The 22,860-nt window shown below is 71.1% G+C and carries 21 protein-coding genes; 9 read left to right on the forward strand and 12 right to left on the reverse strand.

What is annotated here, in order from left to right; genetic code table 11:
* Positions 1-266: 266 nt before the first annotated feature.
* From D3105_RS27755 to D3105_RS27765, 3 genes are all read left to right on the forward strand, one after another.
* Positions 267-2,051, forward strand: a complete 1,785-nt coding sequence (locus D3105_RS27755; protein WP_118905724.1) for a DEAD/DEAH box helicase — start codon at positions 267-269, stop codon at positions 2,049-2,051.
* A 502-nt stretch (positions 2,052-2,553) separates the two neighbouring features.
* Positions 2,554-3,198, forward strand: coding sequence for an IclR family transcriptional regulator (locus D3105_RS27760; RefSeq protein ID WP_118905725.1), 645 nt, complete (start codon positions 2,554-2,556; stop codon positions 3,196-3,198).
* Between the two features lie 108 nt (positions 3,199-3,306).
* Positions 3,307-4,095 (forward strand): S16 family serine protease, encoded by a 789-nt coding sequence (locus D3105_RS27765; protein WP_118905726.1) that lies wholly within the window; start codon positions 3,307-3,309, stop codon positions 4,093-4,095.
* Here D3105_RS27765 and D3105_RS27770 read toward each other — a convergent pair.
* The 8 genes from D3105_RS27770 to D3105_RS27805 all read right to left on the reverse strand — a co-directional run bounded on the left by D3105_RS27770 (position 4,055) and on the right by D3105_RS27805 (position 10,623).
* A complete protein-coding gene (locus D3105_RS27770) occupies positions 4,055-5,380 on the reverse strand; it encodes an MFS transporter (RefSeq protein WP_118905727.1) in 1,326 nt (441 codons plus the stop codon). The two genes, D3105_RS27765 and D3105_RS27770, sit on opposite strands and share 41 nt — an antisense overlap.
* A 43-nt stretch (positions 5,381-5,423) precedes the next feature.
* Positions 5,424-5,618 (reverse strand): hypothetical protein, encoded by a 195-nt coding sequence (locus D3105_RS27775; RefSeq protein ID WP_118905728.1) that lies wholly within the window; start codon positions 5,616-5,618, stop codon positions 5,424-5,426.
* 46 nt (positions 5,619-5,664) lie between these two features.
* The gene (locus tag D3105_RS27780) at positions 5,665-6,282 is read right to left on the reverse strand and encodes an ArsR/SmtB family transcription factor (protein ID WP_118905729.1); all 618 of its coding nucleotides are present in this window, start codon (positions 6,280-6,282) and stop codon (positions 5,665-5,667) included.
* 77 nt (positions 6,283-6,359) lie between these two features.
* Entirely contained in the window at positions 6,360-7,250 is an 891-nt protein-coding gene (locus D3105_RS27785) for a glycine betaine ABC transporter substrate-binding protein (RefSeq protein ID WP_240647042.1), read from the reverse strand.
* Between the two features lie 77 nt (positions 7,251-7,327).
* Entirely contained in the window at positions 7,328-8,197 is an 870-nt protein-coding gene (locus D3105_RS27790; RefSeq protein ID WP_118905731.1) for an ABC transporter permease, read from the reverse strand.
* Positions 8,194-9,465 (reverse strand): betaine/proline/choline family ABC transporter ATP-binding protein, encoded by a 1,272-nt coding sequence (locus tag D3105_RS27795; RefSeq protein WP_118905732.1) that lies wholly within the window; start codon positions 9,463-9,465, stop codon positions 8,194-8,196. The genes D3105_RS27790 and D3105_RS27795 overlap by 4 nt, the downstream gene beginning before the upstream one ends.
* On the reverse strand, positions 9,458-10,105 hold the full coding sequence (locus D3105_RS27800) for an ABC transporter permease (RefSeq protein ID WP_118905733.1): 648 nt from the start codon (positions 10,103-10,105) through the stop codon (positions 9,458-9,460). The genes D3105_RS27795 and D3105_RS27800 overlap by 8 nt, the downstream gene beginning before the upstream one ends.
* A gap of 44 nt (positions 10,106-10,149) precedes the next feature.
* Positions 10,150-10,623, reverse strand: coding sequence for an Lrp/AsnC family transcriptional regulator (locus D3105_RS27805; protein ID WP_030802579.1), 474 nt, complete (start codon positions 10,621-10,623; stop codon positions 10,150-10,152).
* 122 nt (positions 10,624-10,745) lie between these two features.
* On the opposite strand from D3105_RS27805, the gene hppD reads away from it, so the two are divergent.
* Positions 10,746-11,891, forward strand: a complete 1,146-nt coding sequence (gene hppD, locus D3105_RS27810) for a 4-hydroxyphenylpyruvate dioxygenase (RefSeq protein WP_118905734.1) — start codon at positions 10,746-10,748, stop codon at positions 11,889-11,891.
* An 85-nt stretch (positions 11,892-11,976) separates the two neighbouring features.
* Here the strand turns inward: hppD and D3105_RS27815 are convergent, their stop codons facing one another.
* Positions 11,977-13,632 (reverse strand): tetratricopeptide repeat protein, encoded by a 1,656-nt coding sequence (locus tag D3105_RS27815; protein ID WP_118905743.1) that lies wholly within the window; start codon positions 13,630-13,632, stop codon positions 11,977-11,979.
* A 98-nt stretch (positions 13,633-13,730) separates the two neighbouring features.
* On the opposite strand from D3105_RS27815, the gene D3105_RS27820 reads away from it, so the two are divergent.
* Entirely contained in the window at positions 13,731-15,098 is a 1,368-nt protein-coding gene (locus D3105_RS27820; protein WP_118905735.1) for an FAD-binding oxidoreductase, read from the forward strand.
* Between the two features lie 22 nt (positions 15,099-15,120).
* Here D3105_RS27820 and D3105_RS27825 read toward each other — a convergent pair whose 3' ends face one another.
* The gene (locus D3105_RS27825; RefSeq protein ID WP_118905736.1) at positions 15,121-15,603 is read right to left on the reverse strand and encodes an SsgA family sporulation/cell division regulator; all 483 of its coding nucleotides are present in this window, start codon (positions 15,601-15,603) and stop codon (positions 15,121-15,123) included.
* Between the two features lie 306 nt (positions 15,604-15,909).
* Here D3105_RS27825 and D3105_RS27830 point away from each other — a divergent pair, with 306 nt between their 5' ends.
* Both D3105_RS27830 and D3105_RS27835 read left to right on the forward strand, forming a co-directional pair.
* On the forward strand, positions 15,910-17,460 hold the full coding sequence (locus tag D3105_RS27830) for an RDD family protein (protein WP_118905737.1): 1,551 nt from the start codon (positions 15,910-15,912) through the stop codon (positions 17,458-17,460).
* 153 nt (positions 17,461-17,613) lie between these two features.
* A complete protein-coding gene (locus tag D3105_RS27835; RefSeq protein ID WP_118905738.1) occupies positions 17,614-18,279 on the forward strand; it encodes an RDD family protein in 666 nt (221 codons plus the stop codon).
* Positions 18,280-18,466: 187 nt separating this feature from the next.
* Here D3105_RS27835 and D3105_RS27840 read toward each other — a convergent pair whose 3' ends face one another.
* Positions 18,467-18,814 carry a hypothetical protein gene (locus D3105_RS27840; protein ID WP_118905739.1) on the reverse strand — a complete coding sequence of 116 codons (348 nt, stop codon included), beginning with the start codon at positions 18,812-18,814 and terminating at the stop codon, positions 18,467-18,469.
* A gap of 427 nt (positions 18,815-19,241) precedes the next feature.
* Here D3105_RS27840 and D3105_RS27845 point away from each other — a divergent pair, with 427 nt between their 5' ends.
* Positions 19,242-21,644, forward strand: coding sequence for an immune inhibitor A domain-containing protein (locus D3105_RS27845; protein ID WP_118905740.1), 2,403 nt, complete (start codon positions 19,242-19,244; stop codon positions 21,642-21,644).
* A gap of 124 nt (positions 21,645-21,768) precedes the next feature.
* Positions 21,769-22,194, forward strand: a complete 426-nt coding sequence (locus tag D3105_RS27850) for a hypothetical protein (RefSeq protein ID WP_118905741.1) — start codon at positions 21,769-21,771, stop codon at positions 22,192-22,194.
* Between the two features lie 39 nt (positions 22,195-22,233).
* Here the strand turns inward: D3105_RS27850 and D3105_RS27855 are convergent, their stop codons facing one another.
* Complete coding sequence (locus D3105_RS27855; RefSeq protein WP_118905742.1) at positions 22,234-22,824, reverse strand: isochorismatase family protein; 591 nt, start codon at positions 22,822-22,824, stop codon at positions 22,234-22,236.
* Positions 22,825-22,860: the final 36 nt, after the last annotated feature.

A 22,860-nucleotide genomic window follows, 5' to 3' on the forward strand; every position in this document is an offset into this window, starting at 1 on the left:
CCCCCGCCATCGGCAAGAACACGGGTGTGGGTGGCGTCCCGGGTGGTCGTGGGGGCGCGGGAGAAGTGATCTCCTCAGGGCTGCGGGACCGGGGCGCCGGTGCGATGTGAGCACCGTCTCGTCGGACCCCGGCGCGGCTGGTGCGTACCGGGTTTCCACCGGGCCCCCGGTAAGGTGGCCCGGTTGTCGTATCGCGGGCCGGGTCCTTCGGGCCGGGTGCGGTACGGGCAGCGCCCCACGTACCCGAGAGCCCCGAACCGGAGACCGTGACTACTACCACCGCCTCCCACCACCTCTCACCCGCCTTCCCCGGCCGTGCCCCCTGGGGCACCGCCAACAAGCTGCGAGCCTGGCAGCAAGGCGCCATGGAGAGGTACGTCCAGGAGCAGCCGCGCGACTTCCTCGCCGTCGCGACGCCCGGCGCCGGCAAGACCACGTTCGCGCTGACCCTCGCGTCGTGGCTGCTGCACCACCATGTCGTGCAGCAGGTCACCGTCGTCGCCCCGACCGAGCACCTCAAGAAGCAGTGGGCGGAGGCGGCCGCCCGGATAGGGATCAAGCTCGACCCCGACTACAGCGCCGGTCCGCTGAGCAAGGAGTACCACGGGGTCGCCGTGACGTACGCCGGTGTCGGCGTCCGCCCGATGCTGCACCGCAACCGCTGCGAGCAGCGCAAGACGCTCGTCATCCTCGACGAGATCCACCACGCCGGTGACTCCAAGTCCTGGGGCGAGGCCTGCCAGGAGGCGTTCGACCCGGCGACCCGGCGGCTCGCCCTGACCGGTACGCCGTTCCGGTCGGACACCAACCCCATCCCCTTCGTCCAGTACGAGGAGGGCAACGACGGCATCCGCCGCTCCTCGGCCGACTACACCTACGGCTACGGCAACGCGCTCGCCGACGGCGTCGTCCGCCCGGTCATCTTCCTCAGCTACAGCGGCAACATGCGCTGGCGTACGAAGGCGGGCGACGAGATCGCCGCCCGGCTCGGCGAGCCGATGACCAAGGACGCCATCGGCCAGGCCTGGCGTACCGCGCTCGCGCCCACCGGTGAGTGGATCCCCAACGTCCTGGCCGCCGCCGACAAGCGGCTCACCGAGGTCCGCAAGGGCATCCCCGACGCGGGCGGCCTCGTCATCGCCACCGACCAGGACTCGGCCCGCGCCTACGCCAAGATCCTGAAGAAGGTCACCGGGGAGTCGGCGACCGTGGTCCTCTCCGACGAGAAGGCCGCGTCCAAGAAGATCGACCAGTTCAGCGGGGACGAGTCGCGCTGGATGGTCGCGGTGCGGATGGTGTCCGAGGGCGTCGACGTGCCACGGCTCGCCGTCGGCGTGTACGCGACCACCATCTCGACGCCCCTCTTCTTCGCCCAGGCCGTGGGCCGCTTCGTGCGCTCCCGCCGGCGCGGCGAGACCGCCTCCGTCTTCCTGCCGACCATCCCGATGCTCCTCGACTTCGCCAACGAGATGGAGGTCGAGCGCGACCACGTCCTCGACAAGCCGAAGAAGGGCAGCGACGAGGAGAACCCCTTCTCGGAGGAGGACAAGCTCCTCGCCGACGCCGAGAGGCTGGAGGACGAGGAGACCGAGGACCAGCTGCCCTTCGAGGCGCTGGAGTCCGACGCCGTCTTCGACCGGGTGCTCTACGACGGCGCCGAGTTCGGCATGCAGGCCCACCCGGGCTCCGAGGAGGAACAGGACTACCTCGGCATCCCCGGGCTCCTGGAGCCGGACCAGGTGCAGCTCCTCCTCCAGAAGCGGCAGAGCCGGCAGATCGCGCACAGCCGCCAGAAGCCGGCCGAGGAGGCCGACCTCCTGGAGAAGCCCGCCGAGGCCCGGCCCGTGGTCACGCACAAGCAGCTGCTGAGCCTGCGCAAGCAGCTCAACACGATGGTCTCCGCCTACACCCACCAGAGCGGCAAGCCGCACGGCGTGATCCACAACGAACTGCGCCGTGTCTGCGGCGGCCCGCCGAGCGCGGAGGCCACGGCCCACCAGATCCAGACGCGCATCGCGAAGGTCCAGGAGTGGGCGACGCGGATGAAGTGACCCGCAGCCGTTCGTTCCCGTCGGCCCGGCTTTTACCGTCGGCCCGTACGGAGGTCCCAACCTCCGTACGGGCCGACGGCGTTACCCGGCTTCCCCCTGGGAGCGCGGCCGTGTTTCCGGGCCTCGGGCCCGGGAAATTTCTCCGGTGTCCGGTCACACGCAGTTAACGCTGGTTCACATGTGTGGACGCGCCGGTCCGGCGGAGTCGTGACACGTGAACGCGCGTAGATGTTCGCTTTCCGGACGTCGTACCGCTGACCGGCCCTTATGTGCGCGCCGTTCCGGGGCCTCACGTCCGGGGACCGGATTCTGGACGAGGACTTCCGCTGAGCGGACTGGCTCGCTACTGTCCCCGCCATATGAACGCCCCGTGGCAACGCCGCCGCGGAGCGCAGCCGGTGCCTTGCCAGACCGGCGGCCTCTCCGTGCGTCGCCGCTGGGACCGGCGTCGCTACCGTCGGAGCAGGGCCGTCGTCGCTCACCCCGAAGAGGAGAGGGCGTCGTGACAGCGGAGACCTCCCAGACGCTCGACCGAGGACTGCGTGTCCTCAAACTGCTCGCCGACACCGACCACGGCCTGACCGTGACCGAGCTGTCCAACAAGCTCGGTGTCAACCGGACCGTCGTCTACCGGCTGCTCGCCACCCTGGAGCAGCACGCCCTGGTACGCCGCGACCTGGGCGGCCGCGCCCGGGTCGGCCTCGGTGTGCTGCGGCTCGGCAGACAGGTCCACCCGCTCGTCCGGGAAGCGGCGCTGCCCGCGCTGCGCTCCCTGGCCGAGGACATAGGGGCCACCGCCCACCTCACGCTCGTCGACGGCAGCGACGCCCTCGCGGTCGCCGTGGTCGAGCCCACCTGGACCGACTACCACGTCGCCTACCGGGCCGGCTTCCGCCATCCCCTGGACCGGGGTGCCGCGGGCCGGGCCATCCTGTCCGCCCGGCAGGCCACCGACTCCGGCCACCCCGGCTACACCCTCACCCACGGCGAACTCGAAGCCGGCGCCAGCGGGGCGGCCGCGCCCCTGGTCGGGGTCTCGGGCGTCGAGGGCAGCGTCGGTGTCGTCATGCTCGCCGACGCCGTACCGGAACGGGTCGGGCCCCGCGTGCTCGACGCCGCCCGGGAGGTGGCGGACGCGCTGCGGTAGGCGGGGACCCGTACACCCTCGGTGCGGGGACGCGTACGCGTCGGAGCGCGCGCCGGGCGGCGTACGCCTGGCGCTTTCCCGTTCCGGTGCGGCGGCTAGATTGGGTGCGTGCTCTCTCGTCTCTCGCGCCCCCGCGTCCTCGCCCTCTGCGCACTCCCCGTCCTCGCCCTGTTCGGTACGGCGGCCCTCGCGCCGCTGCCGTTCACCCTGGCGCGGCCCGGGGTGACCGCGGACGTGCTCGGCAAGGACGACGGGCGGCCCGTGATCACCATCACCGGCGCCGAGACCCGGACCACCGACGGGCAGCTGCGGATGACGACGATCCTCGCCACCGGGCCGAAGGCGGACGTCCGCATCGGTGAGGTGTTCGACAGCTGGTTCCGTACCGACCGGGCGGTCATGCCGCGCGACGCCGTCTACCCCACCGGCGGCTCCGAGAAGGAGATCGAGAAGCACAACCTCGACGACATGAAGGAGTCGCAGAACGTCGCCGTCGACGCCGCCCTGAACTACCTGGACCGCGAGCCCGGCTCGATGCGGGTGGAGGTGGACCTCGGCGACATCGGCGGGCCGAGCGCCGGGCTCTTCCTCTCGCTCGGCATCATCGACAAGCTCGACGGCAACGGCTCCGGCGGCGGTCTCACCGGCGGCCGCACCATCGCCGGTACGGGGACGATCACCGCGGACGGCAAGGTCGGCGCGGTCGGCGGCGTGTCGATGAAGGTCCAGGGCGCCCACCGCGACGGCGCGCGCGTCTTCCTCGTACCGAAGGCCGAGTGCCGTCAGGCGGAGGCCGAGCGGCCCGACGGGCTGCGGATCGTGCCCGTCTCCACGCTGAAGGACGCGGTCGGCTCGCTCAAGGCCCTGGAGTCGGGCGGGAAGGTCCCGAGCTGCTGACCGGTGCCGGTGCCTGCGGTACGGGCTGCGGCCCCGGTGTCTCCTGTACGGGCTCCGCACCCGGCACGTCGTCCAGCGTCCGCCAGGACGGGAACACCAGCGGGCTCAGCGTCGCCAGGAAGTAGACCCCGCCCATCGCCAGCAGCGCCCCCGTGGTCCCCGCGCCCTCCACCAGCAGCCCGGCCGCGAGACCGCCCACCGGCATCGCGAACTCGCAGCCCGCCGTCAGCGCCCCCGACACCCGGCTGCGCAGCCGGTCCGGTACCCGCTCGTAGATCACCGTCGTCAGGATCGGGTTCAGCACGCCGCCCGCGATGCCACCGAGCAGCATCGTCACCGCGAGCGGCAGCGTCGTCCCGGTCACCGCGGCGACCAGGAACCTCGGCGCGCCGCACAGGACCACGCACACCGTGAACACCGCCCGGCGCGGGAAGCGGTGCCCCACCGCCCCGTACAGCAGCGCCCCGGTCAGGCCGCCGGCGCCGAACAGGGCGGTGAGCAGTCCGATGGCGGGCGCGCCGCTCAGCTCGCCCTCGGCGTGCACCGGGAGCAGGACCGCGTTCCAGCCCTGGTCGGTGCCGTTCATGAACATCACCATTACCACGACCGCCAGCAACAGCCGGTTGCCGAGCAAGTGGGCATAACCCTCGCGGAGTTCGGTGCCGTAGGCGCGCAGCGAGGCCGGGGCCTCCGCCTTCCGCGGTTCGGCCGCGCGTACTCCCCGTACCCCCGCTGCGATCAGCAGGGCCGACAGCCCGAAGGTCGCCGCGTCCAGCAGCAGGACCGTCTCCGCGCCGACGAAGGCGATGAGGACCCCGGCGAGGGCCGCGCCGACCATCCGGGCTCCGCGCGAGACCGCGTCGAAGAGGCTGGCGGCCCGGGGGAGCGTGGTCCCGGCGTGCTCGGCCAGGTCCGGGATGAGGACGTAGCGCGCGGTGTTGCCCGGGGTGTGGGCGAACCCGTTGAGCGCCATGAGCGCGCACAGCATCCAGAAGTCGAGGGCGCCGGCGAAGTGCAGCAACGGGATCGCGGCGATGGCCGCCGCGCACACGGCGTCGGACGCGACGGCCGTCCGGCGGCGGCCGAACCGGTCGATGACCGGTCCGCCGATCAGCGCGGCGACGACGATCGGCAGGGTCGCGCAGAACGCGACTACCCCGGCCCGGCCCGCGCTCCCGGTGGTCTCCAGGACGAACCAGGGGACGCCGATCAGGGTCAGTGAAGTGCCTGCGGTGGAAATGGAGTTGGCCGCGAGCGTGGCGGCGAGCGGGGTGCGGTTCCCCATGGTTCGTTCTCCCCCCGAGTCGATGGTTCCCCCGAGTCGTCGGTTACGCCGGATGGAAGGCGGCGGTGCGGGGCGCGGCCGCGTCGCGGCCCTGAGTCGTCAGTCGCAGGCCCACCTCCACCAGGGTCCAGCCGACCCGGGTACGCAGGCCGGTGCGGGGGAGGCGGAACTCGGCCGCCCTGGAGTGGAGTTCGGTCGACTCGAACGTGTGCAGGACGTGGTGGACGTCGGCGTGCATAACGGGCTTCCCTTCAGGCGCTGGGGGGTTGTGGTGTGCGGTGCGGTCATTCGGAGGGGCGCGGGAAGGTGTGCAGATGGGTGCGGACGACGGCCGAGCCCTCGGTGTCCTCGGGGACCGCATCGCGGTAGCTCTCCACCACCGCGTGGAGCTTCGCCGAGAGCTCTCGTGCCAGCTCGGGGGTGAGACGCACCTTGAAGTCGCTCATGTCCGAGCTCTGCCGCCACTCCTGCGGCCATTCGCTCATCGTGCCGAGCCAGGTGTTCAGCTCCTGGGCGTGCGTGGTGGCCACCTCGTGCATGACCACGCCGATGGCGCCGCGCACCTCCGGATCGGTGTGCGCGAGGAAGTCCGCGCTCTCGAAGATCGCCCCCTCGTGCACCGCCCGCCACCATCGCTCGCGCCCCTTGCCCAGCTCCGGCGCGTCCTCGACGAGGCCGGAGTCCGCCAGTTGGCGCAGGTGGTAGCTGGTCGCGCCGCTCGACTCGCCCAGCCGCTCGCCCAGCTTCGAGGCGGTCGCCGGGCCGAACTCGCGCAGCGCGTTCAGCAGGCGGATCCGCAGCGGGTGTGCGATGGCGCGCAGGGTGCGGGCGTCGACCGTGTGCAGCTTCCGGTCGTCGTCGCCGAGGTGGCGGGGGCGTGGGGCCTTCTCGTTCTCCGGCATGCCTCAACCGTAGAGTTGCAAAGGAAGCTTTGCAAGACTTTTTTGCAACGAAATCTTTGCAACGCTCTCTTGGTAACTCACCCCTCCTCGATGAACCCCTCCGCCACCAGCCACTCCTTCGCCACCTCGTGCGGATCCTCGCCGTCCACGTCCACCTTGGCGTTCAGCGTCTGCGCGACCTCGGTCGTCAGCTTCCGGGCGAGCGGGTCCAGCAGCTCCGCGATCACCGGGTACTTCTCGAAGGTGGCCTCGTGGACGACCGGGGAGGCGTTGTAGTTGGGGAAGAAGTGCTTGTCGTCCTCCAGGAGATCCAGGTTCATCGCCTTGATCCGGCCGTCGGTGGTGTACACCTCGCCCAGCAGGCAGGAGTTGGACTCGGACACCTGGGTGTAGATGATCCCGGCGTCCATCTTCCGGATGTTGCCCGCCGGGATCTTCATCCCGTACTTCTTCTCCATGCCCGGCAGTCCGTCGTCGCGCGAGGCGAACTCGTTCTCCACGCAGATCGTCACCGCGCCCGGGTCCCTCTTCGCGAGGGCGGCCGCGTCCGAGAGGGTCTTGAGCTTGTACTTCGCGTTGTTCTTCTTGCTGATCGCCAGCGCGTACGTGTTGTCGAGCGGGGCCGGCGGCAGCCAGATCACGCCGTTGCCCTTGTCCTCGTCCCGTACCGCCTCGTACTGCTTCTTCGGGTCGACGATCGGGTCCGCGTGGCCCAGGAAGGTGATCCAGCCCGTGCCGGTGTAGTCCCACTGGACGTCGGCGTCGCCGTTGATGATGGCCTCGCGCGCGCTGATCGAACCCGGCAGGTTCGTCCGGTCCAGGACCTCCGCCCCGGCCGCCTTGAGGACCAGGCCGGTCATCTGGCCCAGGATGATGTTCTCGCTGAAGTTCTTCGACGTCACCGTCAGCGTCGCGCCCTTCAGCGGCTCGCCCTGCCCGACCGAGCCCGGCGAGACGTCGTCCACCATCGGCGAACCGCTCTTGAGCCCGCAGCCGCCCAGCAGCAGCACCGGCACCACCAGCAGCAGCAGTTTCCTCTTCCTCCTCACCGCTCCTCCAGCCCGCGCGGCGTCAGCGCCAGTTCGGCCAGCGAGGCCAGCCAGTCCACCAGCAGCGCCAGCACCACCGTCAGCACCGAGCCGATGATCAGCACCGGCATCCGCTGGGTCTGGATCCCCGAGGTGATCAGGTCGCCGAGCCCGCCGCCCCCGCCGAAGGTGGCCAGCGTCGCCGTGCCCACGTTCAGGACGAGGGCCGTACGGACGCCCGCCAGGATCAGCGGCACCGCGAGCGGCAGCTCCACCTTCAGCAGGACGCCCCGCCCGGACATCCCCATGCCGCGCGCCGCCTCGATCATGTTCGGCTCGATCGCCCGCAGACCCGCCACTGTGTTGGAGAGCACCGGCAGCACCGCGTAGATCACGATGCCGATGATCGCGGTGCGCGGGCCGATGCCCAGCCAGATCACCAGCAGTGCCAGCAGACCGATCGCCGGGGTCGCCTGCCCGATGTTGGCCAGCGCCGTGAACGCCGGGGCCGCCTTCCGCAGCCGCCGCCGGGTCAGCGCGATACCGAGCGGGATCGCGATGATCAGCACCCAGAACGTCGAGATCGCCGTCAGCCGTACGTGCTGCCACCAGCGCAGTTGGACGTTTCCGCCGGAGAGGGAGTTCTCCGCGATCGAGTCCAGCTGGATGTTGGTGATCCAGACGTACGTGATGACCAGGATGACGGCCAGCACCGCCGGCAGGAGCACCAGCTTCCGCCAGGTGATCCGGCGCTGCGGCGCGGCCGGGGCGGGGGAGGGGTCGCTCTCCTCGTCGTGGAACGCGTGGCCCTTGACGTCGTGTTCGCCCGGCGGCCGCGTCGGGGCGGCCGGGCCCTTGCCGGAGCCGGACTGATGGCTGGGGCTCATACTCCGCCGCCACCCCCCTCCAGTTCCTGCTCCGTCTGGTGCACGCGCTGCTCCTCCAGCTCGTGCTGGTGCTCCATCGCCGTCAGCCGGTCCGCCTCCAGCAGCTCCTGCACGTTGTCCATCAGCGTCTTCATGTCGACGACCCCGATGAACTCGCCGCGCCGCCCGGTCACCGCGACCCGGCCCCCGCTGTCGGTGAGCACCGCCTCCAGCGCGTCGTGCAGGGTGGCGTCCCGGGTCACCGTGTCGTGCACCAGCTGCCCGGCCCGCGCGAGCGAACCGCGCGCCCGCATCAGGTCGCCGCGCCGCAGCCACTTGTACGGGCGGTTCCTCCGGTCCAGCATCAGCAGCTCGTTGTGCGGGCCGTTGCGCAGCTTGTTGAAGATCGTCTGGAGCGGGTCCTCGACCGTCACCGTCGGGAAGTCCGCGATGCCCACATCCCGTACGCGGGTGAGGTTGAGGCGCTTGAGGGCCGCGCCCGCGCCGACGAAACCGGAGACGAAGTCGTCCGTCGGGTTGGTGAGGATCGCCTCGGGGGTGTCGAACTGCGCGATGTGCGACCGCTCCCGCAGCACCGCGATCCGGTCGCCCAGCTTGATCGCCTCGTCGAAGTCGTGGGTGACGAACACGATCGTCTTGTGCAGCTCGTGCTGGAGCCGGATCAGCTCGTCCTGGAGGTGGTCGCGGGTGATCGGGTCGACCGCCCCGAACGGCTCGTCCATCAGCAGGACGGGAGGGTCGGCGGCGAGCGCCCGTGCCACGCCCACCCGCTGCTGCTGGCCGCCGGAGAGCTGGCGCGGATAGCGGCCGTGGAACTCGCGCGGGTCCAGACCCACCAGGTCGAGCATCTCCTCCACCCGGTCCTTCACCCGGGACTTGGACCAGCCGACCATCTTCGGGACCAGGGCGATGTTGTCCGCGACCGTCATGTGCGGGAAGAGCCCGGAGGACTGGATGGCGTAACCGATCTTGCGGCGCAGCTTCACCGGGTCGATGTCCATGACGTCCTCGTCGTCGATCCGGATCCGGCCCGAGGTCGGCTCGATCAGCCGGTTGATCATCTTCAGCGTGGTGGACTTCCCGCAGCCGGACGGGCCGACGAAGATCACGGTCTCGCCCGCCTTGATCTCCATCGAGACGTTCTCGACGGCCGGGTTCGGGTTCCCCGGATAGCTCTTGGTGAGGTTCTCCAGCTGGATGGTGGCCCCGGACGTGGCCGCGGACTCCTCCCGCGCGACGGCCGCGGTGTCGGTCTCGGTCTCAGGCACGGATCCCCCTCGGGATGGTCAGCCGCCCCAGCAGGACGTACACGGCGTCGAAGAGCAGGGCGAGGACGACGATGCCGAGCGTGCCCGCGAGAACCTGGTTGATCGCGTTGGCGCTGCCCAGCGAGGCGATGCCCCGGAAGATCTCGTTGCCGAGACCGGGCCCGGAGGCGTACGCGGCGATGGCGGCGATGCCCATCAGCATCTGCGTGGAGACCCGGATCCCGGTCAGGATCGGCGGCCAGGCGAGCGGCAGCTCCACCCGGAACAGCCGCGCCGTGCGCGACATCCCGATGCCCGTCGCCGCGTCGACCAGCGCCGGATCGACGCCCCGCAGCCCCACGATCGAGTTCCGGACGATCGGCAGCAGCCCGTACAGCGTCAGGGTGATCACGGTCGGGGCGACACCGAGGCCCACCAGCGGGATCAGCAGACCGATCGCGGCGAGGGACGGAATGGTCAGGATCGTCGCCGTGGAGGTGATGGCCAGCGAACCGCCCCAGCCGCTGCGATAGCTCACCACCCCGATCACCACACCCAGCAGGGTGGCGATGACCATGCACTGGAAGACCGCGCTGACGTGCTGGAACGCGTCCGTGAGGAGCTGCTGGTGGCGGGTGTTCAGATACTCCCAGAAGCTCACACGGCACTCCCTCGGCTCCGTCGCTGTTCGCTGGGCCCGAGGGCTCAGCCGGTGTCCTCGGCCGCCTGCTCCACCAGCGGGATGATCCGCAGCGGCACCGGGTTCTCCATGACGATCGCCGTGGAGGCCCGGACAATGCCATCAAATCCGACAACCCGGTCGATCACCCGCTGAAGATCGGCGTTGGAACGGGCGACGAGCCGGCACAGCATGTCGCCGTGGCCCGTCGTGGTGTGCAGCTCCAGCACCTCCGGTACGCCGTCCAAATGCGCCCGCACGACGGCGCCTTGGCCCTGTTTGATCTCCAGCGTGGCGAACGCCGTGACCGGATAGCCGAGCGCCGCCGGATCCACGTCGGGGCCGAACCCCCGGATGACGCCATTCGACTGAAGGCGGTCCAGCCGCGCCTGCACGGTCCCGCGCGCCACCCCGAGCCGCCGGGATGCTTCGAGGACGCCTATGCGCGGCTCACGTGCGAGCAGCACGATGAGCCGGCCGTCCAGATGATCGATCGCCATGGGCCCGCCTTCGATGGTCAGACTGTACAGATAGTCCGGCCATCATGGCGATTCGCTGAACACATTGACCAGTGATTGCGCGAACTATTGCGCACCTTGCGATGCGGGGAGAGCCTTCGAACATGACTGAGACTCTGCACACCAGCCCTGACACCGCAGCGCAGGCCGACCGCTTCCCGGTCAAGGGAATGGACGCGGTCGTCTTCGCCGTGGGCAACGCCAAGCAGGCCGCGCACTACTACTCGACCGCCTTCGGCATGAAGCTCGTGGCCTACTCCGGACCGGAGAACGGCAGCCGCGAGACCGCGAGTTACGTCCTGACCAACGGCGCCGCCCGCTTCGTCTTCACCTCCGTGATCAAGGCGTCCACCGAGTGGGGCGCCTTCCTCTCCGACCACGTCGCCGCGCACGGCGACGGTGTCGTCGACCTCGCCATCGAGGTCCCGGACGCCCGGGCCGCGTACGCGTACGCCGTCGAGCACGGCGCGCGCGGCATCACCGAGCCGCACGAGGTCAAGGACGAGCACGGCACGGTCGTTCTGGCGGCCATCGCCACGTACGGCAAGACCCGCCACACCCTGGTGGAGCGCTCCGGCTACGACGGCCCCTACCTCCCCGGCTTCGCCGCGGCCAAGCCGATCGTCGAGCCGCCCGCCAAGCGGACCTTCCAGGCCATCGACCACTGCGTCGGCAACGTCGAGCTCGGCCGGATGAACGAGTGGGTCGGCTTCTACAACGAGGTCATGGGCTTCACCAACATGAAGGAGTTCGTGGGCGACGACATCGCCACCGAGTACTCCGCGCTCATGTCGAAGGTCGTCGCCGACGGCACGCTCAAGGTCAAGTTCCCGATCAACGAGCCGGCGATCGCGAAGAAGAAGTCGCAGATCGACGAGTACCTGGAGTTCTACGGCGGCGCGGGCGTCCAGCACATCGCGCTCGCCACCAACGACATCGTCTCCACGGTCCGCTCGATGCGCGCCGCCGGTGTGCAGTTCCTGGACACCCCCGACTCGTACTACGACACCCTCGGCGAGTGGGCCGGCGAGACCCGGGTGCCGGTCGAGACCCTGCGCGAGTTGAAGATCCTCGTCGACCGTGACGAGGACGGCTACCTGCTGCAGATCTTCACCAAGCCGGTCCAGGACCGGCCGACCGTCTTCTTCGAGATGATCGAGCGCCACGGCTCCATGGGCTTCGGCAAGGGCAACTTCAAGGCCCTGTTCGAGGCGATCGAGCGCGAGCAGGAGAAGCGCGGCAACCTCTGATCTGCGCCTTCGGGTGCGAAAACGCCGCCGTGGTCCGAGGCAGTACCTCGGACCACGGCGGCGTTCGCCGTGCACGGCTTCCGCTTCACGGACTCTTCGACACTGAAGGCGACGCGGAGGAGGGAGCGGAGGGCGACGCGGTGGGCGACGGGGACTTCCCGGCGGCCGTACGGGACGGAGCCGGGGCCGGGGCCTCGGGCTTCTTCTCCTGCTCCGGTTTCGGCTTCGGCTCGGGGGCCGGCGGCGGGGGCGGCTGCTGCGTCTCGCCCGGTCCGCCCGGCGGCGGCTCGCCCAGCGCGTCCAGCGCCTCCCGCGCCAGCGGCGCCGCGAGCGGCGAGAAGGCCGGGTTGGTGCGCACGGCCTGCTCCAGATTCCGGCGCGCCGGACCGTAGTCCGCCAGCTCCCGCTGGATCACGCCGAGGTGGTACGCGTACGAGGCGTTCCGCACGCCCGTGTCGGCGGCCAGCTGCGCGTACTCCAGGCCCTCCTCGGACTTCCCCGCCCGGTGCAGCGCCCAGCCCAGCGCGTCCGCCACCGCCGCACTGCGGTGCTGCCCCCGCCACTGGGCCCGCAGCAGCTCCACCGCCGCCTCCGGGTCCCCGTGGTCGGCCTCGAACCGGGCCAGCACCAGGGACTCGTCGACCCCGTCCTTCTTCGCCGCTGCCACCATCTCCCGCAGCTTGGCGTACTGGGTGCGCGCGTCCCCGTCCAGCCCCAGCGACTCGTACAGCTCGCCCAGCTCCAGCGCGTACTGCGGGCGCGGCAGCTTCTCCTGCGCGCTCTGGTACGCGGCCAGCGCCTCGTCGGTGCGCTCCAGCGCCACCAGGGCCCGGGCCCGGCCCGCCAGCGAGGCGTACTGAGCGGCGTCCGTGCGCAGCGCCGCGTCGAACTGCGCCACCGCCTCCTCCGGCTCGCCCCGCTCCCAGGCCAGCTCGCCGAGCCGGTGGAGCGCCTCGGCCTTCTCGGCGGGCTGCGTCGCCCGGTCCGCCGCCTCGCGGGCGGTGGCCAGCGCGTCCTCGCGCCAGCCGTTGCCCCGGTAGAGGTCGGCGGTACGGGCCAGTGCGGGAACGCCCTTGCGCAGCTCGCCGAACGTCTCCGTCGCCGCGGTCGCCGCCTTCCGGTCGCCGAGCCCGGTGTAGGCGTCGATGAGGACCGGGTACACACTCCAGGCCTTCGGCTGCTGCTTCTTGACCGTCTCGCCCCAGCGCTTCGCGGCGAGGAAGTCGTGCCGGGCGTTGGCCAGGGCCGCGAGCCCCAGCCACGCCTCCCCGTTCCCGCGCTCGCCCGGCCGGGCCTCCAGCGAACGCTTCAGGGCCTGCTCGGCGCGGGCGTAGTACGACGTGTCCGCCGAGCGCCGCGCCCACTCCACGTACGCCGTACCGAGCGTCGCCAGGGACGGGGCGTCCTTCGGGTGGGACTCCACCCACTTCTGCCGGTCCCCGATCAGCGCGGTGAGGTCCGAGAGCGAGGCCGGGGACCCGGCGGTCGCCGCGGCCTCGGCCCGCTCGACCGGCCCCGGCTCCTTCGGCCGCCCGTCCCCGTCGTCCACCGCCACCAGCGCCCCGGCCAGCAGCACGCCGGCGGCCACCGCGCCGAACGCGGCCCGGCGCAGCGTCGTCCGCAGCGTGGGCGGCGGCGGGGGAACGGCGGTGGCGCCTTCGGCGGGCAGCACGTAAGGGTCCTGCGGGGACGGGTCGGGCGTCCGGCCGGAGTCCGGGCCCTGCTGCGGCATGACATCCATGGCCATCACTCTGCGTCAGTCATACGAGCACACCGCGCCTTGGGATCGCCCCCCGCGCACGGGTTCACACCATTGGCCCCGGGTGACACGCTTGGATCATGAGCGATCTCCTCGAACGGCTGCGCGCGGGACTGCCTCCCGAGGCGCTGATCACCGATCCGGACGTCACCGCGTCCTACGCCCACGACATGGCGAGCTTCTGCGAGGCCGGCACCCCGGCCGTCGTCGTGCTCCCGCGCACGGTCGAGCAGGTCCAGCACGTCATGCGCACCGCCACCGCGCTGCGCGTCCCCGTCGTCCCGCAGGGCGCCCGTACCGGCCTGTCCGGCGCGGCCAACGCCTCGGACGGCTGCATCGTGCTCTCCCTGGTGAAGATGGACCGGATCCTGGAGATCAGCCCGGTCGACCGGATCGCCGTCGTCGAACCGGGCGTCGTCAACGCGGTGCTCTCACGCGCGGTGAACGAACACGGTCTGTACTACCCGCCGGACCCCTCCAGCTGGGAGACGTGCACCATCGGCGGCAACATCGGCACCGCGTCCGGCGGCCTGTGCTGCGTGAAGTACGGGGTCACCGCCGAATACGTGCTGGGCCTGGAGGTCGTCCTCGCCGACGGGAGGCTCCTGACCACCGGCCGTCGCACCGCCAAGGGCGTCGCCGGATACGACCTGACCCGGCTCTTCGTCGGCTCCGAGGGCAGCCTCGGGATCGTCGTCAAGGCCGTCCTCGCGCTCAAACCGCAGCCGCCCCAGCAGCTCGTCCTCGCCGCCGAGTTCCCCTCGGCGGCCACCGCCTGTGACGCTGTGTGCCGGATCATGGAGCGCGGTCACACCCCGTCACTCCTCGAACTGATGGACCGTACGACCGTGCGTGCCGTCAACGCGATGGCCTCCATGGGACTGCCCGAGACCACCGAGGCGCTCCTTCTCTGCGCCTTCGACACCCCGGACCCGTCGGCCGACCTCGCCGCCGTCGGCGAGCTGTGCACCGCCGCCGGGGCCACCGAGGTGGTCCCCGCCGATAACCCGGCCGAGTCCGAACTCCTCCTCCAGGCCCGCCGCATGTCTCTCACCGCGCTGGAGACCGTCAAGCCCGCCACGATGATCGACGACGTGTGCGTACCGCGCTCCCGGCTCGGCGCGATGCTCGCGGGCACGGCGGCCATCGCCGAGGAGTACGACCTCACCATCGGCGTCTGCGCCCACGCGGGCGACGGCAACACCCACCCCGTCGTCTGCTTTGACCACCAGGACCCCGACGAGTCCCGCCGGGCCCGCGAGTCCTTCGACGCCATCATGGCGCTCGGTCTCGAACTCGGCGGAACCATCACCGGCGAACACGGCGTCGGTGTCCTCAAGAAGGAGTGGCTCGCCCGCGAACTGGGGGAGACCGGCGTCGAACTGCAGCGCTCCATCAAGGCGGCCTTCGACCCGCTCGGTCTCCTCAACCCCGGCAAGCTCTTCTGATCCCCGCTTCTCGCGGAGCCCCTCACGCCTCACCGTCCTGGGACGGCGACTCGTCCGCCGCCCACGGGTCGCTCAGCCACAGGTCGTCGGCCGGCAGCGGGGCCAGCAGCTCCGCCAGCGCCTCGTCCATCCCGAGCCGGTCGCTCTCGGTGCCCGGCGGCACCACCCGCAGGGTCCGCTCCACCCAGGCGGCCACGGCGGCCGAGCCCACCTCCAGCAGGGCGTTTCCGTCGGGGGAGGTGAGGGCCACGCAGATGACGCTGCGGCCCGCGACCTTCGTCGGCCAGATCCGCACGTCCCCGTGCCCGCACGGCCGGAACACGCCCTCCACCAGCAGCTCCCGGGCGAACGTCCAGTGCACGGGCGACTCGGAGCCGATGTGGAAGGCGATGTGCACGGCGTACGGGTCGTTCGTCCGGTACGTCAGCCGGGCGGGCACCGGGATGGACCGCTCGGGGGACAGGACCAGCTTCAGCTCCAGCTCACGTTCCACGGTGCTCATCATCGAAATGCACGACCTTCCGGTGCTCATGGGCCGGTCCCGTGACCGTCCCGCACAAGGAGAGAGCGCCCTCCCCGCCACCTATTACGCGACTTCTGGAAAAAACTTCGTGCGGATCCGGAAGCCGTCCCGAACCCGACCCCGAACCCGACCCCGAACCCGTCCCCGAACTCGTCTCGAAAGAGGGCCCAAACAGGTGGACCGGCCCGGGGGCGGGCGGCTGTCTGATAGATGTGGACCCTTGTATTGAGGCCGTCCGCCCGCCCGGCGGGGACGGCCTGAGGCCTCGAAGAGATACGGGACCCGCTGATGAGCGCGCCAACTCCGGCACCCGGTGACGAAAGCCCCCGCGAGGGCTACTACCCCGACCCCTCCATCCCCGGCTACGTCCGGTACTGGAACGGCGCTTCCTGGGTCCCCGGTACGAGCCGGCCCGCGCCCCGGCAGACGGGTCCGGCCGCAACCACCCCCGCCCCGGCGGCCGGTGCGCAGACCGCGCCGGTGGAGGAGACCGGGCCGATCTTCTTCGACGAGGAGGACGGCCTCCAGGAAGGCCGGGGGGCCTCGCCGGGCTCCGGCGCACCCGTCGCGGGCCGGGCGGCGGGGCCCGCTGACGGCGCGTCGGTCTGGCAGGCGGACGCCGCACGCCAGAACGGGTTCGGCGGCGAACGGGACCGCCGCGTCGAGTGGGGCGGACCGGCACAGGAGCCCGCGAGCCCCGGCCCCGGACACCCGTCGCCGCCGGCCGACCCGAGGGCACCGCTGGCCCAGGACCCGACCGGCGGCGCGCTGCCGGGGATGCGGGAGAGCGGCGGCCGGCCCGCAGAGGCGGCCGGGACACGTCCGCCGACGGACGGGACGGTCACGATCCGCGCGGTGGGGCCCCGGTCGAACGCGGTACGGGGCGGCGCCCCGGCCGCCGGTGACGTAGAGCCCGGTCCGGCGCCGTCGAACGCCGGTACGCCCCAGGGGCCGCAGAACGTGAGCGCGGCGCCGAACAGCCTCGCCCCGGCCCCGACGCCCCGGGCCCTCCCGGCGCAGGCCCAGGCACCGCAGGCTCAGCAAGCAGCGGCCCGGTCCCAGCAGGCGCAGCAGGCCCAGCCGTCGGCTCCCGCACCGGCCCCGGCTCCCGCTCCCGTACCCACGCCGTCCCCCGACCCCGGCCCGTCGGCCGCCCTGCACACGCCCCTGACGCCCGGACCCGGCGGTGGCTCGGCCTCCTGGGCGCAGCAGGTCCACCAACTGTCCCAGCCCGAACAGCAGCAGGTGCCGCACCAGGGTGCGGCGGCGGGACCGGCGGCCGGTGCGGACCAGCCCGTCGTGCCGTGGAAGCCGCCGGTCGACGACCCGTTCCAGCAACTCGCCCGCAACCAGGCCGCGGCCCGCCCCGCCGGGCTCGGCAAGCGGTTCGCCGCCCGGCTCGTCGACAACCTCGTGCTCGGCGCGGTCGTCGGGGCGGTGGCCGTCCCGCTGTCGGCGCAGGCGCTCGACCACATCGACCGGAAGATCACCGCGGCGAAGGAGACGGGGGAGACCGTCACCGTCTGGCTGCTGGACTCCACCACCGGGGTCCTGCTCGGGGCGCTGCTCGCCGCGTTCCTGCTCCTCGGCTTCCTGCTGGAGGCCCTGCCGACGGCCAAGTGGGGCCGGACTCTGGGCAAGAAGCTCTTCGGGCTCGACGTACGGGACATCGAGTCCCATGACACCCCGTCCCTGGGAGCGGCCCTGCGCCGCTGGCTGGTCTACGGCGTGCTGGGGCTGCTCGTCCTCGGTGTGGTCAACGTCCTGTGGTGCCTGTTCGACCGCCCGTGGCGCCAGTGCTGGCACGACAAGGCGGCCCGTACGTTCGTGGCGGGCTGAGCGGGACCGGCTGACCGAGAGCCCCCCGCCCGCTTATCGGAAGAGCTGGCCGGGCGGGTGGCGACATGCCGGTCTAGACTCGTATGCCTCCCCGCGTCCCCCGAAAGCACCTGAGCCGTTGCGGGCCCCGGTGGTGCGGGATGCACTGCCCCCATGAGCAACGACCAGCCGACGCCCGGCCAGCCGCCCGAGGACGACGATCCGTTCCTCAAGAAGCCGCAGGAGCCCCCGCCGCCGTCCGACGGTCAGCCGTACGGCAGTGCTCCGCCGCCCCCGCCGCCTCCGCCCCCGCCGAACGATCCGTACGGCAGCGGCGGGTTCGGGGCGCCCGACCCGCTCGCCGGGATGCCGCCGCTCGGTGAGCCGGGGAAGCGGATCCTGGCGCGGCTCATCGACTTCCTCATCATCTCGATCCCGCTGTATCTGATCTCGCTGCCCTGGGGCGGCGCGGTCGACGTCAACGGGGACGGCGACGACGGGTTCGGCGACGCGGTCGCCGGCGGGTACAGCGGGCACCAGCTGCTCTGGTCGATCATCGGCCTGGTGGTCTACGTCGCCTACGACACCTACTTCACCCACAAGGACGGCCGCACGCTGGGCAAGCGGCTGCTGAAGCTGCGCGTCGCGATGCTCAACGACGGGCGGGTGCCGGACACCGGGGCCGCGCTGATGCGGGCGGTCGTGCTGTGGGCCCCGGCGCTGCTGTGCTGCCCGTGCCTGTGGTGGCTGATCAACATCGTGCTGATGTTCACCGACAAGCCCTACCGGCAGGGGCTCCAGGACAAGGCCGCCAAGACGGTCGTCGTCGTGGCCCGTTAGCGAGCCCCGGCCTCTAGGGCCTGTCGGCAGACTGCCGCCTGCCGCGCGACGCCTGGCACGCACGCTCGCGGCGTTGCCGAAATGCCCTGGCAGTTCCGCTACAAGACCATCCCGGCGCCTGGCGGTCGCACGCACCGGACGCCGCGCGGCCGCCCTCCGGGCGACGACGGCAGTGTGACGACAGGCCCTAGCGGCGCAGCGAGTGCTCGTCGGCCCGCGCGGACGAACGGGCCGACGGACGCGCGGACGAACGCGCCGCCGGGACCCGCTCCCGGGCCCCGATGCCCTCCAGGGCCTGGTGCGTCCGGGCGGCGGCGGAGGTCCGGTGGGTCGCGGTCCGGCCGGTCCCTTCCGCCGTACCGTGGCCGGGGCGCGGCAGGCGTAGGGCGACCAGGAGGCCGAGGATCAGTGCGGTCGTGCCGACGGCGGCCACCCCCACGCCGGACTCCGTGCGGAACAGCAGCAGCAGGGCGAGCGTCGTTGCGACGACGGTGGCCGAACCGTAGGCGAACTGTGCGGCAGTCGGACGCGGCATGACGAATTCCGTCCTCGGGACGTCGGATGGGCGGGCGGCGTTCGGTGCGGTCGTGCACGCCGAACGACCCTACGACGGTGGATGCCCGACCCGGACCGGTAGTAAGCGTGACCTAACACACGGTACCGGTGCACAGGGGGCGCACGGAGTCACGGCTCTCACCAACCGGACGGCCGGGCGCGCCTGTTGAAGCGTCCGACCGGACGGATCCGGGCCGGTCGTCGTTCCTTTGCCGTTCCCATGCCCTTCTCATACCGTCCGTATACCGGATGGGCGCTCCGCATAGTGCACTTGGTCTGTTCAAGTCAAGGTCTGTCTTTTCTCTCATAACTCCGATCGAATGTCGTCACTTGTGACGCGTTTACGCGCGCGGCCCTCTCCATACCCCCCTGGCCGCAGCGCGGACGCCCGGGGAGGACTGCTTCAAGTGACCAATCAGAGACGGGCGCTTCGCGCCGCCGCCGTTGTCGTGGCCATGGCCGCGACCGCCGCGACGGCGTCGACCTTCGCCACCGCGCAGGCGCATGACAGCTCATCAGGTTCCGGTGTCTCCACCGTCGACCGCCGTGACCCGGCGCCGGCCAAGGGGCATGTGGAACACAACCTGGAGGGCCCCTTCAGCGAGCAGCAGGCCGAGCAGCGCGAGGCCGCGCTGGAGCAGGTGCTGGCCGGCGACAAGAAGGTCGCGAACCGGAGCGGCTCCAAGGTCGTCAAGCTCGGCGACAAGAAGTACGTGGAGCTCGGCCGGGAGAAGACCGACAAGATCTTCACCATCCTGCTGGAGTTCGGCGACGAGGTCGACGACACCACGATGTTCGACCCGGACGGCGACGGCCCCAAGCCGCCCGTCAAGAAGTACGGCGGCACCCCCGGACCGGCGCACAACAAGATCGCCGAGCCGGACCCGAAGAAGGACAACAGCACCGCCTGGAAGTCCGACTACAACCAGGAGCACTTCCAGGAGCTCTACTTCGGCGAGGGCAAGGGCGTCCACTCGCTCAAGACCTACTACGAGAAGACCTCCTCGGGCCGCTACTCGGTCGAGGGAGAGGTCTCCGACTGGGTCAAGGTCCCCTACAACGAAGCCCGTTACGGCTCCAACTACTGCGGCCAGTCCAACTGCGCCAACGTGTGGGACGCGGTCCGCGACGGTGTGAACGCCTGGGTCGCCGACCAGAAGGCCAAGGGCCGCAGCGACGCCGAGATCAAGGCGAACCTCGCCGAGTACGACGAGTGGGACCGCTACGACTTCGACGGCGACGGCAACTTCAACGAGCCCGACGGCTACATCGACCACTTCCAGCTGGTCCACGCCGGCGAGGACGAGTCGGCCGGCGGCGGCGCCGAGGGCACCAACGCCATCTGGGCGCACCGCTGGTACGCGTACGGCACCAACGCCGGTGCAACCGGCCCCGCGAACAACAAGGCCGGTGGCGCCCAGATCGGCGACACGGGCATCTGGGTCGGCGACTACACCGTCCAGCCCGAGAACGGCGGCCTGGGCGTCTTCGCCCACGAGTACGCCCACGACCTCGGTCTGCCGGACCTGTACGACACGTCCGGCGGCGGCGAGAACTCGGTCGGCTTCTGGTCCCTGATGTCCGCGGGCTCCTGGCTCGGCACCGGCAAGGGCGAGATCGGCAACCTGCCCGGCGACATGACCTCGTGGGACAAGCTCCAGCTCGGCTGGCTCGACTACGACAAGGCCAAGGCCGGCAAGACCTCGCTGCACAAGCTGGGCGTCTCGGAGTACAACACCAAGAACCCGCAGGCGCTCGTCGTCGAGCTGCCGAAGAAGGCCGTCACCACCACCGTCGTCAAGCCCGCCGAGGGCGCGAAGCAGTGGTGGAGCGACATGGGCGACGACCTGTCGAACACCCTGACCCGTTCGGTCGACCTGACCGGCAAGTCCAAGGCCACGCTCGACCTTTCGGGCTGGTACGACATCGAGGCCGACTACGACTACCTCTACACCGAGGTGTCGGACAACGGCGGCACCAGCTGGACCGCGCTCGACGGCACCGCCGACGGCAAGGCCATCCCGCGCGATGCCAGTGACAAGCCGGCCCTGACCGACGTCTCGGGCGCGTACAAGAAGCTCTCCTTCCCGCTGGACGCCTACGCGGGCAAGAAGGTCGACCTCCGCTTCCGCTACCAGACGGACGGCGGCGCGGGCGGCAAGGGCTTCGCGGCCGACGCCATCACCATCACCGCCGACGGTGCGACGCTCTTCTCGGACAACGCCGAGGGCGACGACAACGGCTGGACCGCCAAGGGCTTCTCGCGGATCGGCGAGTCCTTCACCCAGGACTACCCGCAGTACTACATCGCGGAGAACCGCCAGTACGTCTCCTACGACGAGACGTTGAAGGTCGGCCCGTACAACTTCGGCTTCTCCGGCACCCGTCCGGACTGGGTCGAGCACTACGCGTACCAGAACGGTCTGCTGGTCTGGCTCTGGGACACCTCCCAGAAGGACAACAACACCTCCGTCCACCCGGGCCAGGGTCTGATCCTGCCGATCGACGCGCACGCCAAGCCGCTCAAGTGGAAGGACGGCTCGCTCCTGCGCAACAAGATCCAGCCGTTCGACGCCCCGTTCAGCTGGTACCCGAACAAGGGCTTCACGCTCCACAACGCGGACGTGCCGCTGTACATCAAGCCCAGCCTGGGCAACCCGGTCTTCGACGACCGGAAGGGCACCTACTGGTACAAGGAGAACCCCACGGGCAGTGTCAAGGTTTCTGACACGAACACCCGCATCTCCATCGTCCACGAGCCCCGCGATGGTCGGACCATGACCGTCCTGGTCAGCCCCTCGGGCCGCTGATCAAGTAAAACCGCAGGTCAAACCATGATCGGCCGTCGCCCTCTAGCGGGCGGCGGCCGATCGTGTTTAGGTGCGTCTTGTTCACATCCTTATTGACACGACGTCTCACGGGGGAGCGTGGAGCATGGCAGGCGGAGGTTTCTGCAGGTTGCCGAACGGCACGGTGGTGGTCGCCCTGACCCTCACCAGACCGGCCGACGGCACAGGCCCCGGAGGCGGTGCGGGAGCGGGGCCCGGGGCCCCGGTACGGGTCCTGGTGCACGCGGTGAACCGGGCGCGCGCCCTGACCAGGCTGCGCAATCTGGGGCTGCGGGCGGTCTATCTGCGCGGCAACGACCAGCCGCCGACACCGGACGAGGTCACGGCGGTCCTGCACCATCCGGACGGCCTGCTGTGGCGGGCCGCGCCGCAGGCGGACCCGGTCGCCCTGCCCGGCGGCCCGGGGCGCCAGGCGTCGCCGCCGGGGTCGTCGTGCCAGGAGCTGTGGCACCCGATCCGGGCGCTGCTGGGCCCCGGCGGGTACGCCGGACCGGCCCGCCCGGCCGCGTAGGGCTCGGACGGACCGGCAGGACCGGCCGGAGGGGCCGGGCTACGACGCGACGACCGCCGTGCCGGAGAGCTTCACGCCCGCCGTGCGCAGTTCCGCCAGCGCCCGTTCCGTGGTGGCCCCGGACACGCCCGCGGTCAGGTCGAGCAGCACATGGGTGACGAAGCCCTCACGGGCCGCGTCCAGCGCGGTGGCCCGGACGCAGTGGTCGGTGGCGATGCCGACCACGTCGACCTCGGTGACGTCGCGGTCGCGCAGCCACTGGGCGAGACCGGTCCCGTTCTCGTCCGAGCCCTCGAACCCGCTGTACGCGGCCGAGTACGCCCCCTTGTCGAACACCGTGTCGATGGCGCCGGAGGCGACGGCGGGCGCGAAGTTCGGGTGGAAGCCGACGCCCTCCGTACCGGCGACGCAGTGCACCGGCCAGGAATCCACGTAGTCCGGGTTGGGTGAGAAGTGGCCGCCCGGGTCGATGTGGTGGTCGCGGGTGGCGACCACATGGCGGTAGGCGGGCTGGGCGTCGCCGATCAGGTCGGTGATGGCGGCGGCGACGTCGGCACCGCCCGCCACCGCGAGGCTGCCGCCCTCGCAGAAGTCGTTCTGAACGTCCACGACGATCAATGCGCGGTGCATGGCGGGTGTCCTTCGGTGGGGGCGGGAGCGGGGCGG

The organism is Streptomyces globisporus (assembly GCF_003501885.1).
Classification (GTDB): domain Bacteria; phylum Actinomycetota; class Actinomycetes; order Streptomycetales; family Streptomycetaceae; genus Streptomyces; species Streptomyces globisporus_D.

Bases quoted from the DNA above. Each gene is read 5' to 3' on its own strand.
- D3105_RS27855 (WP_118905742.1), bottom strand. From the start codon at position 22,824: ATGCACCGCGCATTGATCGTCGTGGACGTTCAGAACGACTTCTGCGAG.
- D3105_RS27825 (WP_118905736.1), bottom strand. From the start codon at position 15,603: ATGATGAGCACCGTGGAACGTGAGCTGGAGCTGAAGCTGGTCCTGTCC.
- D3105_RS27790 (WP_118905731.1), bottom strand. From the start codon at position 8,197: ATGAGCCCCAGCCATCAGTCCGGCTCCGGCAAGGGCCCGGCCGCCCCG.
- D3105_RS27775 (WP_118905728.1), bottom strand. From the start codon at position 5,618: ATGCACGCCGACGTCCACCACGTCCTGCACACGTTCGAGTCGACCGAA.
- D3105_RS27785 (WP_240647042.1), bottom strand. From the start codon at position 7,250: ATGGTGGACGACGTCTCGCCGGGCTCGGTCGGGCAGGGCGAGCCGCTG.
- D3105_RS27770 (WP_118905727.1), bottom strand. From the start codon at position 5,380: ATGGGGAACCGCACCCCGCTCGCCGCCACGCTCGCGGCCAACTCCATT.
- D3105_RS27820 (WP_118905735.1), top strand. From the start codon at position 13,731: ATGAGCGATCTCCTCGAACGGCTGCGCGCGGGACTGCCTCCCGAGGCG.
- D3105_RS27805 (WP_030802579.1), bottom strand. From the start codon at position 10,623: ATGGCGATCGATCATCTGGACGGCCGGCTCATCGTGCTGCTCGCACGT.
- D3105_RS27815 (WP_118905743.1), bottom strand. From the start codon at position 13,632: ATGGATGTCATGCCGCAGCAGGGCCCGGACTCCGGCCGGACGCCCGAC.
- hppD (WP_118905734.1), top strand. From the start codon at position 10,746: ATGACTGAGACTCTGCACACCAGCCCTGACACCGCAGCGCAGGCCGAC.
- D3105_RS27830 (WP_118905737.1), top strand. From the start codon at position 15,910: ATGAGCGCGCCAACTCCGGCACCCGGTGACGAAAGCCCCCGCGAGGGC.
- D3105_RS27850 (WP_118905741.1), top strand. From the start codon at position 21,769: ATGGCAGGCGGAGGTTTCTGCAGGTTGCCGAACGGCACGGTGGTGGTC.
- D3105_RS27840 (WP_118905739.1), bottom strand. From the start codon at position 18,814: ATGCCGCGTCCGACTGCCGCACAGTTCGCCTACGGTTCGGCCACCGTC.
- D3105_RS27835 (WP_118905738.1), top strand. From the start codon at position 17,614: ATGAGCAACGACCAGCCGACGCCCGGCCAGCCGCCCGAGGACGACGAT.
- D3105_RS27780 (WP_118905729.1), bottom strand. From the start codon at position 6,282: ATGCCGGAGAACGAGAAGGCCCCACGCCCCCGCCACCTCGGCGACGAC.